General features: G+C 29.1%; 13 protein-coding genes. 10 read left to right on the top strand and 3 right to left on the bottom strand.

Annotated features, from left to right (window positions below; all coding sequences use genetic code 11):
• Window positions 1-166 precede the first annotated feature (166 nt).
• Window positions 167-583 carry an acyl-CoA thioesterase gene (locus tag Lupro_RS13075; RefSeq protein WP_068211262.1) on the top strand — a complete coding sequence of 139 codons (417 nt, stop codon included), beginning with the start codon at window positions 167-169 and terminating at the stop codon, window positions 581-583.
• On the opposite strand, the gene Lupro_RS13070 is transcribed toward Lupro_RS13075, so the two are convergent.
• Window positions 564-1,181, bottom strand: coding sequence for an IMPACT family protein (locus tag Lupro_RS13070; RefSeq protein ID WP_068211259.1), 618 nt, complete (start codon window positions 1,179-1,181; stop codon window positions 564-566). The genes Lupro_RS13075 and Lupro_RS13070 overlap by 20 nt on opposite strands.
• A gap of 85 nt (window positions 1,182-1,266) precedes the next feature.
• Here Lupro_RS13070 and Lupro_RS13065 point away from each other — a divergent pair, with 85 nt between their 5' ends.
• Entirely contained in the window at window positions 1,267-2,316 is a 1,050-nt protein-coding gene (locus Lupro_RS13065) for an isoaspartyl peptidase/L-asparaginase family protein (protein ID WP_068211256.1), read from the top strand.
• A gap of 1 nt (window position 2,317) precedes the next feature.
• On the opposite strand, the gene ribD is transcribed toward Lupro_RS13065, so the two are convergent.
• The gene (ribD, locus tag Lupro_RS13060) at window positions 2,318-3,367 is read right to left on the bottom strand and encodes a bifunctional diaminohydroxyphosphoribosylaminopyrimidine deaminase/5-amino-6-(5-phosphoribosylamino)uracil reductase RibD (RefSeq protein ID WP_068211253.1); all 1,050 of its coding nucleotides are present in this window, start codon (window positions 3,365-3,367) and stop codon (window positions 2,318-2,320) included.
• 22 nt (window positions 3,368-3,389) lie between these two features.
• Here ribD and Lupro_RS13055 point away from each other — a divergent pair, with 22 nt between their 5' ends.
• The 8 genes from Lupro_RS13055 (at window position 3,390) to Lupro_RS13020 (ending at window position 11,653) form a co-directional block, all read left to right on the top strand.
• A complete protein-coding gene (locus Lupro_RS13055; RefSeq protein ID WP_068211250.1) occupies window positions 3,390-3,881 on the top strand; it encodes a GNAT family N-acetyltransferase in 492 nt (163 codons plus the stop codon).
• On the top strand, window positions 3,881-4,729 hold the full coding sequence (gene prmC, locus Lupro_RS13050) for a peptide chain release factor N(5)-glutamine methyltransferase (RefSeq protein ID WP_068211248.1): 849 nt from the start codon (window positions 3,881-3,883) through the stop codon (window positions 4,727-4,729). Before Lupro_RS13055 ends, prmC begins: the two co-directional genes overlap by 1 nt.
• 37 nt (window positions 4,730-4,766) lie before the next feature.
• A complete protein-coding gene (locus Lupro_RS13045) occupies window positions 4,767-6,077 on the top strand; it encodes a DEAD/DEAH box helicase (protein WP_068211245.1) in 1,311 nt (436 codons plus the stop codon).
• A gap of 19 nt (window positions 6,078-6,096) precedes the next feature.
• Window positions 6,097-6,774: a tRNA (guanosine(37)-N1)-methyltransferase TrmD gene (gene trmD / locus Lupro_RS13040; protein WP_068211243.1), complete on the top strand. Its 678-nt coding sequence runs from the start codon at window positions 6,097-6,099 to the stop codon at window positions 6,772-6,774.
• 88 nt (window positions 6,775-6,862) lie between these two features.
• Complete coding sequence (gene rplS / locus Lupro_RS13035) at window positions 6,863-7,216, top strand: 50S ribosomal protein L19 (RefSeq protein WP_068211690.1); 354 nt, start codon at window positions 6,863-6,865, stop codon at window positions 7,214-7,216.
• Between the two features lie 771 nt (window positions 7,217-7,987).
• A complete protein-coding gene (locus Lupro_RS13030; RefSeq protein WP_068211239.1) occupies window positions 7,988-10,216 on the top strand; it encodes an NADP-dependent isocitrate dehydrogenase in 2,229 nt (742 codons plus the stop codon).
• A gap of 157 nt (window positions 10,217-10,373) precedes the next feature.
• The gene (locus tag Lupro_RS13025; protein ID WP_068211236.1) at window positions 10,374-10,598 is read left to right on the top strand and encodes a DUF6095 family protein; all 225 of its coding nucleotides are present in this window, start codon (window positions 10,374-10,376) and stop codon (window positions 10,596-10,598) included.
• Between the two features lie 2 nt (window positions 10,599-10,600).
• Complete coding sequence (locus Lupro_RS13020) at window positions 10,601-11,653, top strand: ATP-grasp domain-containing protein (RefSeq protein WP_068211232.1); 1,053 nt, start codon at window positions 10,601-10,603, stop codon at window positions 11,651-11,653.
• Here Lupro_RS13020 and Lupro_RS13015 read toward each other — a convergent pair.
• Entirely contained in the window at window positions 11,646-12,140 is a 495-nt protein-coding gene (locus Lupro_RS13015) for a DinB family protein (protein WP_068211229.1), read from the bottom strand. The two genes, Lupro_RS13020 and Lupro_RS13015, sit on opposite strands and share 8 nt — an antisense overlap.
• Window positions 12,141-12,146 lie beyond the last annotated feature (6 nt).

Below are 12,146 nucleotides of genomic sequence, written 5' to 3'. Positions count from 1 at the left end.
TTGTATTTAAATTGTATTTTAGTTAAAATTAGTTGATAATATTAAGGGCTAACCCTAAAATTATTTGGTTATACAAAAATGTGAATAAATTTTAGTATAAAAAAATAAAATATCTATTGATTATTAATTATTTTTTACGTAACATAACATCACTTAATATACAAAAATGATTTCAAATATAATTCAATTTAGGGTACGATATGGAGAAACTGATCAAATGAGCTATGCATATCATGGTAATTATGCTCAATATTTTGAAATGGGACGTATTGAATGGCTTCGCAAGTTAGGTATTTCATACAAAAAAATGGAAGAAACAGGTATTATGCTACCTGTAATTAGCCTAAATACAAACTACATAAAGCCGGCTAAATACGATGATTTACTTACCCTTAAAACAACATTAGTAAATAAACCTTTGGTTAAAATAAAATTTGAATTTGAGATTTACAATGAAAATAATGAGCTTTTAACAAAAGCAAATGCCACATTGGCCTTTATAAATTCACAAACAAAAAAACCTACTAGGGCTCCTGAGTATCTCATGAAAAAATTAAATGAAGTTAAGGCAGAATTCTTTTAATTTCCAAACAACGTAACTCTAAGTACTGCTTTTCAACGTTAGGAGCATTATTTTTACGTACAGCTATTAAAAAATCACAATTTAACTCCATTTTTTGTTCCAAAATTTTCACATTATTTTCTTTAATAATTCTCATTACCTTATTCATGTCTTTATATTCGAAAATTACCTGAAAAAAAACATCTATAGTTTTTTCTACTATTTTAGATTCTACTAACAGTAATTTAGCTGTAGTTTTATACGCATTTATTAGTCCGCCAACACCTAATTTTGTTCCTCCAAAATAACGAACAACAACAATTAATACATTGGTAATATCATTAGCTATAATTTGCCCGTAAATAGGCTGACCAGCAGTATTATTAGGCTCTCCATCATCATTAACTCTATATCTAACTTCTTCAATTCCTAATTGCCAGGCATAACACCAGTGCCTCGCAGCATGATGCTTCTTTTTTAAACCTTCAATATAAGTTTTAACTTCATTTTCATTAGAAATTGGAAAAACATAACCTATAAATTTACTTCCTTTATCTTTAAACTGCACATCTCCGTGAGCTATTTCAATTGTTTTATATGTATCTTTTTTTTCAGTCATAAAAATTTCACTCACAAATATATCAAAATGAAAATACTAAAATTCCATTTCAAAAGATTATATTTGAACCACAAAACGAATAATTATGAAAAAAATAGTATCTCTCTTTTTAATAATTCTATTTATAATATCTTGCGATAATACTACCGTAAAAAAAGAAACCATTAAACGTAAGCCAAACTCCTTTGCAATAGTTATACATGGTGGTGCCGGTGGAATTAAAAGAGAATACTTTACTAAAGAGCAACAAGAAGCTTATACTCAAAAACTACATGAAGCATTAGATGCTGGATATAAAGTTTTAGAAAATGGAGGTATTTCATTAAATGCTGTTGAAGCGGCTATTAATGTTATGGAGAATTCCCCTTTGTTTAATGCAGGAAAAGGTGCGGTATATAATAGTGAAGGAAACCAAGAAATGGATGCAGCAATTATGGATGGTAAAACTTTAAATGCTGGAGCAGTTGCAGGTGTAAATCACATTAAAAACCCAATTTTAGCTGCTCGAATTGTTATGGACAGTTCTAAACATGTATTACTTTCAGGGAAAGGAGCCGAAATTATGGCTAAAAAGTACGGAATTGAAATGGTTGATAGTAGTTATTTCTTTACTCAAAAAAGGTTAAATCAATTAAGAAAAATTCAAGGAAAAGAAAAAACACAATTAGATCATACTGCTTTTTTAATCAAGAATGAATTAATTGATGATCATAAATTTGGTACTGTTGGAGCTGTTGCAATTGATAAAAATGGAAATATTGCTGCTGGAACTTCTACTGGAGGTATGACCAATAAAAAATTTGGTAGAATTGGTGACGTTCCTCTAATTGGAGCTGGAACTTATGCCAACAATCTAACTTGTGGAATTTCTGCAACTGGTACAGGAGAATATTTTATTAGAACTGTGGCTTCACATGATGTTTCAAGTTTAATTCAATATAAAAATCTATCTCCAAAAGAAGCTTTACACACTGTCTTATTTAAAAAAATAGGTGAGCTTGGTGGTGAAGGAGGAATGATTTTAATTGATAAAAACGGTGATGTTTACTGGGATTTTAACTCTACAGGCATGTTTAGAGGTTATAAAAAATCAACTGGAGAGAGTAAAGTAGCAATGTTTGAACAAACTAATTAACTTATTTATTGCTATAAATTTTTAAGGTATCTGTTAAAACTTTTTCAATTCTAATTGGTGTTTTTTTTAGTTTTGGCGCTTTCAATCCATTATGAAATAAAACATTGCCCATAAAAACAAAAGCCTCATCCCATAAATTTTCATCAATAAAACTTTGCAATGTTTTTGCTCCTCCTTCAATAATTACCGCTTGAATTTCGAGCCTATACAATACATCACAAATTTGTTTTGGAATATTTTTTGAGAAATCAATTTTTTCGAAAAACATATTCTTAGCAACCCTTTTCTCAAAATATTCTTCAGTAAAAACAATAATTTTAGAACTTCCTTTAAACAAATTATAATTTAATGGTATTTTTAAAGTTTTATCTATAACAATCTTCACTGGATTTTGACCACTCCAATTCCTAACATTTAAATTTGGGTTATCATTTAAAGCAGTTGTAGTACCAACTAAAATCGACTCATTTTCAGCTCGCATTTTATGTGACAATTGTTGTGAATATTGATTAGAAATCCAATTTGGTGAATTTTCATCTGCCTCATTTCTTAGTTTATCAAAAAAACCATCAACTGTTTCAGCCCATTTTAAAATTATAAAAGGTCTTTTTTTATTGTGAAACGTAAAAAATCGCTTATTTAAATTTTTACATTCATTTTCTAAAACTCCAACAATAACATTACACCCGTGTTTTTTTAAGTGCTCAACTCCTTTTCCTTTAACCTTGCTGTTTGTATCTATACTTCCAATAACAACATTTTTAATTCCTTTTTCAACAATTAAATTTGCACAGGGAGGCGTTTTACCATAATGTGAGCATGGTTCTAGATTCACATAAATTGTTGCCTCTTTCAAAAGCGTTTTGTCATTCACCGAATTAATGGCATTTACCTCTGCATGAGATTCGCCGGCTTTTCTGTGCCACCCTTCTCCAATAATAGTATCATTTAATACAACTACACTTCCCACCATAGGATTTGGATAAGTAGCCCCTAGCCCATTTTTTGCTAATTCAATGCAACGATTTATATATTTTTCGTGTATATTCACACCGTAAAAATAGTATATTAAAATGACTCATAATAACTTTACCATAAGAGAAATTAAACAAGAAGACAATCCTAAAATTGCCAAAACTATTCGAGATATTTTAATTGAATTTGGAGTTCCTAAAGTTGGTACTGCCTATGCAGATAAATTATTAGATACCCTTTTTGAAACGTATAATATTAATAATGCCGTTTATTATATCATTGAAAAAGACCACAAAATTTATGGAGGCGCAGGTATTAAAAAACTAGACAACTACAATGGCAATGTTTGTGAGCTTCAAAAAATGTATTTTTTACCCGAAGCAAGAGGAATTGGATTGGGGAAAGTATTGATTGAACTTTGCTTACAAAAAGCTAAAGAATTTGGCTTTGAAAAATGTTATTTAGAAACACTGCCTTACATGGAAGATGCTAGAAAGCTTTACAAGAAAGTTGGATTTAAAGATTTAGATGCAAGAATGGGTGATACTGGACATTATTCGTGCAATTTATGGATGCTTAAAGATTTATAATGAACCTTTTTTCTTTTAAAAAATATTTTTTTTCTGAATTATCTACTAGTTTTCCTAAAACAGAGATTCAATCTTTTTTTAATATTTTAATTGAACATACATTAAAATTAAGTCGTGTTGAAATTGCATTAAATCCGGCTGTAGAAATTTCCAAAACTCATCTATATTTTCTTCAAAAAGCATTATCTAGTTTAAAAAAAAGTATTCCTATTCAATATATAATTGGTGAAACAGCATTTTATGGGCTCACATTTAAAGTAAGTAAAAATGTGCTTATCCCAAGACCAGAAACAGAAGAACTGGTAAACTGGGTTTTAAATGATACTAAACATATAGACAATATTAACATTTTAGATATTGGAACTGGTAGTGGCTGTATTGCCATTTCAATAGCCAAAAATATTCCAAATACCAAAGTTTATGCATTAGATATTTCTTCAAAAGCATTGAAAATAGCTAAAGAAAATGCCAAACTCAATAATGTGAATATTGAATTTATTGAAGCTGATATTTTAAACTTTACTAAACCAAACAAAAAATTTGATATCATTATCAGCAATCCTCCTTACGTACGTGAACTCGAAAAAGAACAGATGCAAAAAAATGTATTGGCTAATGAACCTCACCTCGCCTTATTTGTAAAAAATGAAAATCCACTACTGTTTTACAATAAAATTGCTGATTTTGCAGTGGCAAACCTCAAGCAAAATGGCAGCATCTATTTTGAAATTAATCAATATCTAGGAAAAGAAACAGTAAGCCTTCTAAAATCAAAAGAATTTAAAAACATAAAACTAAAAAAAGATATTTTTGGCGTTCATCGAATGTTAAAAGCAACTATAATTTAAAAAACAAAATTCGATTTATTTAAGATATCTTTGCCAAATGGCAATAAACAAAAAAAGTGAGCAAGAAATTCTAACTAAATTAGGTATTGAAAAGTTAAATCAAATGCAAGAAGATGCTCAAAAAGCAATTTCTTCTAATTCTGAAGTCATTTTATTATCACCTACAGGAACAGGTAAAACATTGGCTTTTTTACTACCAATAATTGCCAATATTAATCCGAAAATTAAAAACATACAAATTTTAATTCTTGTCCCTTCAAGAGAACTTGCTATTCAAATAGAACAAGTTATTAGAGAAATGGGAAGTGGCTATAAAGCCACTGCAGTTTATGGTGGAAGATCTGGTTCTAAAGATAAAATAGAATTAAAGCACCCTCCAACCATTCTTATTGGTACACCCGGAAGAATTTCAGATCATATAAACAGAGAAACAATTGACGTTCAACAAATAAAAACATTGGTATTGGATGAATTTGACAAATCGTTAGAGGTTGGTTTTGAAGATGAAATGAAAGATATTTTAAATAATCTAACTGTTCAGAAAAAAATACTAACCTCAGCAACTCAAAAAGTAAAAATTCCATCTTTTGTAGAACTTAAAAACCCGAAAAGACTAAATTATTTAGGCAAAAAAGAAACAAACCTAAAAATTCAAACTATTGTTTCACTGCAAGAAAACAAATTAGATTCCTTAGGGAAATTACTAGGAGTTAATAGTAAAGGCAGTGGAATTATATTTTGCAACTTAAAAACAAGTATTCAAGTTGTTAGTGATTTCCTGCATAAAAACAACATAAATCACGGTTGTTTTTATGGTGATTTAGAACAAATTGATAGAGAACGCACATTGATTAAATTTAGAAACGAAACTTATAAAGTGCTAGTTGCTACAGACTTAGCTGCTCGTGGAATTGACATCCCTGAAATAGATTATATTATTCATTATGAATTACCTACAAGACCAGATGAATTTATTCATAGAAATGGAAGAACAGCTCGTATGCACAACAATGGAACTGCTTATATTTTAAAATGGACAAATGAAAAACTCCCTGTTTTTATTAAAAATTCTGAAGAAATTAAAATAGAATCAACAAAAAAACTAACAAACAGCAATTGGATAACACTTCACATTTCTGGAGGTAGAAAAGATAAAATTTCAAAAGGAGATATTGCCGGTTTATTTTTCAAACAAGGAAATATTAAAAAAGAAGAATTAGGTATTATTGAATTAAAACAAGATTGTGCTTATGTAGGCGTTAAAAATTCAAATTTAAAAACGCTCATTTCTAAAATAAACAATAGCAAGCTAAAAAAGAAAAAAGTTCGAATTAGTATTTTAAAATAACAACAATTAACTTTGCAGTATGCGAATTGATATTATAACTGTTTCTCCCGAATTAATTAGAAGTCCGTTTGAATTTTCTATAATAAAACGTGCCATTGATAAAAACCTTGTAGAAGTTTTTTTTCATGATTTAAGAACTTATGCTTTAAATAATTACGGTAAAATTGACGACTACCAATACGGTGGAGGCGCTGGAATGGTTTTAATGATTGAACCAATAGACTCGTGTATTTCAAAGTTAAAATCAGAGAGAAATTACGATGAAATTATTTATATGACTCCTGATGCACCTACTTTAAATCAACAAACGGCAAATACGCTATCACTTCATACAAACATCATTATTCTTTGTGGGCACTACAAAGGTGTAGATCAACGTGTTAGAGAACTATTTATTACCAAAGAAATTTCAATAGGAGATTATGTTTTAAGTGGTGGAGAATTAGGAGCTGCTGTACTATGTGATACTATTATAAGGTTAATACCGGGTGTTTTAGGTGATGAAACTTCAGCTTTGACCGATTCGTTTCAAGATAATTTATTATCACCACCTGTTTACACAAGACCATCAGAATACAAAAAAAAAAAGGTTCCTAAAGTACTTTTATCTGGCAACTTTCCCAAAATTGAAGCATGGAGAACAGAACAGGCTATAAAAAGAACAAAAAAAATAAGACCCGATTTGTTGGAAGACTAATCTTTTTTCTTAAATTTGCACACTCAAAATTAACCTCTGACGAAAATCGTGAATGTTGGTTATTGAAAAACCCATTAAAAATTTAACAATGGAGAACTTAGTAAAGTTTGTACAAGACGAATTTGTAACTAGAAAAGAATTTCCTCAATTTCAAGCTGGAGATACAATTACAGTATATTATGAAATTAGAGAAGGTGAAAAAACACGTACACAGTTTTTTAGAGGAACTGTAATACAACGCAGAGGTAGTGGATCTTCTGAAACATTCACCATTAGAAAAATGTCAGGAACTGTTGGTGTAGAACGTATTTTTCCAATAAACTTACCTGCTATTCAAAAAATTGAAGTTAACAAACATGGTAAAGTTCGTAGAGCACGTATCTTTTACTTTAGAGGATTAACTGGTAAAAAAGCTAGAATTACAGAAAAGAGAAGAGGTTAATTTAATCTCAAATAAAATTATTAAAACCCGTACTGAAAATTCAGTACGGGTTTTTTAATTATTAACAAATGTTTATAAGTGAAGTTTATATCTTGTTAAAAACTAAATAGTTATAAATTTGGAAAATTGTTTTTTCTGTACTTAATTTACACAAGAATTAGTGAAAGAGTTATAGAGTAAAACCTTAAAGTGCAAATTTTAAAGTTGAATTTAGAAGCTCAACGCAAGTTCTAAAATGTTCTTGAACATCGTTTTTAAAATCAAACTTTAATTAGTAATGTGCCCAAGTATTTAGCATGAATAACTGGAAACACATGATTTTAAAGACAAATTTTAAAATAAAATTTTAAAGCGAGTAATTTTCTTAAGTTACAACAAAGTTTTGAGTTTTATTTTAAAAGAAACTACTTATCAAATAAGAAGTTGTGATTTGTAAGAATAGCAACAAGATGCAGTAGAAAGGTTGATAGTGTTATACTTTAACTAGAATAACTAAAAGCTACCAATTAAGTATTACTGGAAACTTATTAGAGAAATAGTTTCAGCAAAAAGCCATGATATTGAGAAATCAATATGATGGCTTTTGTTTTTCTTAAATTAAGGTGTTTTATTTTTATATAACTCTAAAAAATTAGCCTTATTTATAACGTTTTCGCAATCAATTTTTCCACCATTATTCACTATATTTGTTCAACTTTTATTCAATTAATTTAGTAATGTTACAATTAGTTATAACAGTGATAATTGTAATTTTAAAAACGTACAAATAGCATGAGCACAACACCCAAAATTATCTACACTAAAACAGATGAAGCACCTGCTTTAGCAACTTATTCATTTTTACCAATTGTTAAAGCATATACAAAACCTTCAGGTATTAATATTGAAACCAAAGATATTTCTTTAGCCGGTAGAATTTTAGCCTTATTCCCGGAAAATTTAAAACCCGAGCAAAGAGTTTCAGATGCATTAGCAGAATTAGCTGATTTGGTAAAAAAACCTGAAGCTAATATTATTAAACTGCCTAACATCTCTGCTTCTGTACCTCAACTAAAAGCAGCCATTAAGGAACTGCAATCTTTAGGTTATGCAATTCCTAATTACAATGAAGAACCTGAGACTGCTGAAGAAAAAGAAATTCAACTTAAATACAATAAAGTAAAAGGTTCTGCTGTAAATCCTGTTTTACGTGAAGGAAATTCAGATCGAAGAGCTCCAAAAGCAGTTAAAAATTATGCTAAAAAAAACCCGCATTCTATGGGTGCTTGGTCCGCTGACTCCAAAACTCATGTCTCAACAATGGATCACGGTGATTTTTTCTCAAATGAAAAATCTATCACTGTTCCAACAGCTAGAGATGTTAAAATTGAATTTACAAATCAAAATGGTGAAGTTTCTATTTTAAAAGAAAAAGTATCTTTATTAGATGGAGAAGTTATTGATGCAACTTTTATGAGTAAAAAAGCTTTAGTTTCATTTTTAGAAAAACAAATTAAAGATGCTAAAGAAAAGAATGTCTTGTTTTCTTTACATATGAAAGCTACAATGATGAAAGTTTCTGACCCAATTATTTTTGGATATGCAGTCACCACTTTCTTTAAAGATGTTTTTGAAAAACACAGTGAAGTTATAAAAGAACTTGGCGTAGACGTAAATAATGGTTTTGGAGACTTAATTGCTAAAATTCAAAGTTTACCAGCTGATAAAAAAGCTGAAATTGAAGCAGATATTAAAACATGTTTGGAGAATGGACCTGATATTGCTATGGTAAACTCAGACAAAGGTATAACAAACCTTCATGTACCAAGTGATGTAATTATTGATGCTTCAATGCCTGCCATGATTCGTACTTCTGGAAAAATGTGGAATGCTAAAGGAGAATTACAAGATACTAAAGCTGTAATTCCAGACAGTAGTTATGCTGGAATCTACAAAGTAACTATAGATTTTTGCAAAAAACACGGTGCATTTGACCCTGCAACAATGGGAACATCTCCAAACGTTGGATTAATGGCGCAAAAAGCTGAAGAATACGGTTCACACGATAAAACTTTTGAGATAAAAGAAAATGGAACTGTTAAAATAATTGATGACGCTGGAAATACACTTTTAGAAAGTATTGTTGAAGAAGGAGATGTTTGGAGAATGTGCCAAGTAAAAGATGCTCCAATACAAGATTGGATTAAACTTGCTGTAAGTAGAGCCAGAGCAACAAATACTCCTGCTATTTTTTGGTTAAATAAAGAAAGAGCACACGATGCTCAAATAATAAAAAAAATTGATAAATATCTTCCAAACCATGATACAAAAGGTTTAGATATTAGAATTATGAATCCAGAAGCTGCCATACAATTCACTTTGGAAAGAATTAAAGATGGCCTAGACACTATTTCTGTTACTGGAAACATACTACGTGATTATTTAACAGATTTATTTCCTATTCTTGAATTAGGCACAAGTGCCAAAATGTTATCTATTGTACCTTTAATGAATGGTGGTGGCTTATTTGAAACGGGAGCTGGTGGCTCTGCACCTAAACATGTACAACAATTTCTTAAAGAAGGTCATTTAAGATGGGATTCTTTAGGTGAATTTTTAGCACTGGCTGTTTCACTAGAACATTTAGGAGAGAACTACAATGTTCCCAGTGCCTTAGTTTTTGCTGAAACTTTGGATGAAGCAACCGATAAATTTTTAGATAATAAAAAATCTCCTTCCCGTAAAGTTAATGAACTAGATAATAGAGGAAGTCACTATTATTTGGCTACATATTGGGCAGAAGCTTTGGCCTCACAAAATAAAGATGCACGTTTAAAAGAGCGATTTACAAAAGTGGCTTCAAACTTAATAGCTAATGAATCAACAATTATTAAAGAGCTAAACGCTGCACAAGGAGCGCCTGTTAATATTGGTGGTTATTATGAGTTTGATGAAAGTTTGACTAAAAAAGCTATGAGACCTAGCGATACTTTAAACACAATCATTTCTGAAATATCATAAACTAAAATCTCTAAATCAGATTTTACACAAAAAGCTTTAGCAAATAAATGTTAAAGCTTTTTGTATTTATTTTTGAAAAGTATACTAGTCTAAAATAAATCACTTATTTTTAACTTTGCTAAAACAAACTTTATGTATTTAAAACAAATAATTATTAATGGCAACTGACAGAAAAGAATTAATGCGAGGTTTAAAATATGAATTAATTGCATTTCCATTGATTCTTATAGCTCCTGTTTTAATTACCATTGGTTTTAAAACACTTAAACAAGAAAATAATTATCTATGGCTTGTTCTTGGAATATTTATTGCAATTTTAGCTATAATTATAGGTTTTTTAGGGATTCGTATTCTTTTGAATGCTTTTTTTAGTCGTAAATAACTATGTTTTTTAGCTTAAAAAAAATTACAAACTGGGAATATTGGCCTTCTTATATGTTCTATATCCCAGTAGTTCCTTATGCTTTGTACCTAGCAATAAAATCTAGAAGTTTTGGTTTTTTTTCAGCAGTGAATCCTGCAATCGAAGGATCTGGTAACGGATTGGAATCAAAATATGATACTGTTTTATTAGTTCCTGAAAAATACAGTCCAAAAACAATTTTGGTTAAAAAAGGGATGAAAATAGATGCCATTTTATCAAATATTTCATCTCAAAAGATTACATTTCCTTTGATAATTAAACCCGATATTGGTTTTAGAGGTTTATTAGTTAAGAAAATTAATTCAGAAGAAGAACTTTCACAATATCTACACAAATACAACGCTATCAATTTAATAGTTCAAGAACTTATTAATCTTAAAAAAGAATGCGGCATTTTTTATTACAGAATTCCAGGAGAAAAAAAAGGAACTATAACTTCAATTACTCTAAAAAAATATTTAACTGTTAATGGAGATGGAAAATCAACTCTTTTAGAACTTATTAAAAACGACAAAAGGGCAAAAATTTATAGTAAATTAATTACTGAATTAAACAACGATAAATTACATGAGATTCCTTCAGAAAATGAAGAAATTATTTTAAATATAATTGGAAATCATTCAAAAGGTACTCAGTTTATAAATGGAAATCACTTAATAAGCAAAGAATTAACAGCAGTTTTAGATAAATTAAACAAAAATATAAAAGGTTGGTATTATGGTAGGGTTGATATTAAATATCATAATTTTGATGAATTATTAAGAGGTGAAAATTTTAAAATTATAGAAATTAATGGCATAATTTCTGAGCCCACACATATTTATGATCCAAATAAAGGAAACTACTTAGATGCTCTAAAAACAATTAAAAATCATTGGGAAATAATTTATAAAATTGGTGTTCTTAATAAAAAATTAAATAAGGCCAATTTTACAAACTTAAACTATTTCATTAAACTCTATTTTAGCTATAAAAAATATCTTAAAAAAATTAAAAAGTTAAACACTACTTAACTATTGTATTACGTGGTGTTGTTGGGTTAAAACCAAAATCTTCATCAGGTAAACTAATTCCTAATTGAGATATAACATAACCAACACTTGCAAAATGATGAATAGCATGACTATGTGCTTGAATTAAGATGGCTGCCAACGTATAATTTGCCGTAATTAAACCTAAACCCAAATTATCTGTTACTTTAACAATTTTATTAAAATCTTTAGTTCTTAAAGTATCTAACTTTTTTAGAATTTCGTCAAAATAGGCAAGTCCTTCTTTGGTGTAATTTTCAGCTAATTCATTACGTTTTCTATTTACAAGGTTAATATTTCCTTCATTCAACCCTTCAAAAATACAATCAAAAACATCTAGAATATGTCTCATATGACTTCCTATACTAGAGTAATATGGAGCTATTGTTGTATTACTGTATTCATCATCAGAAATATTGTTTAAAAGTTGAGTACCTCTATGTAAATTTTTCTCAATAGCTAAAATCATATTAAA

It is taken from the genome of Lutibacter profundi (assembly GCF_001543325.1).
GTDB classification, from domain to species: domain Bacteria; phylum Bacteroidota; class Bacteroidia; order Flavobacteriales; family Flavobacteriaceae; genus Lutibacter; species Lutibacter profundi.
This window is presented reverse-complemented; position numbering and strand designations above follow the sequence as displayed.

What these genes read in the sequence shown, in the direction of transcription:
- Lupro_RS13015 (WP_068211229.1), bottom strand. Translation starts at nt 12,140, where the DNA reads ATGATTTTAGCTATTGAGAAAAATTTACATAGAGGTACTCAACTTTTA.
- trmD (WP_068211243.1), top strand. Translation starts at nt 6,097, where the DNA reads ATGCGAATTGATATTATAACTGTTTCTCCCGAATTAATTAGAAGTCCG.
- Lupro_RS13055 (WP_068211250.1), top strand. Translation starts at nt 3,390, where the DNA reads ATGACTCATAATAACTTTACCATAAGAGAAATTAAACAAGAAGACAAT.
- Lupro_RS13025 (WP_068211236.1), top strand. Translation starts at nt 10,374, where the DNA reads ATGGCAACTGACAGAAAAGAATTAATGCGAGGTTTAAAATATGAATTA.
- rplS (WP_068211690.1), top strand. Translation starts at nt 6,863, where the DNA reads ATGGAGAACTTAGTAAAGTTTGTACAAGACGAATTTGTAACTAGAAAA.
- Lupro_RS13020 (WP_068211232.1), top strand. Translation starts at nt 10,601, where the DNA reads ATGTTTTTTAGCTTAAAAAAAATTACAAACTGGGAATATTGGCCTTCT.
- Lupro_RS13075 (WP_068211262.1), top strand. Translation starts at nt 167, where the DNA reads ATGATTTCAAATATAATTCAATTTAGGGTACGATATGGAGAAACTGAT.
- Lupro_RS13045 (WP_068211245.1), top strand. Translation starts at nt 4,767, where the DNA reads ATGGCAATAAACAAAAAAAGTGAGCAAGAAATTCTAACTAAATTAGGT.
- prmC (WP_068211248.1), top strand. Translation starts at nt 3,881, where the DNA reads ATGAACCTTTTTTCTTTTAAAAAATATTTTTTTTCTGAATTATCTACT.
- Lupro_RS13065 (WP_068211256.1), top strand. Translation starts at nt 1,267, where the DNA reads ATGAAAAAAATAGTATCTCTCTTTTTAATAATTCTATTTATAATATCT.
- Lupro_RS13070 (WP_068211259.1), bottom strand. Translation starts at nt 1,181, where the DNA reads ATGACTGAAAAAAAAGATACATATAAAACAATTGAAATAGCTCACGGA.
- Lupro_RS13030 (WP_068211239.1), top strand. Translation starts at nt 7,988, where the DNA reads ATGAGCACAACACCCAAAATTATCTACACTAAAACAGATGAAGCACCT.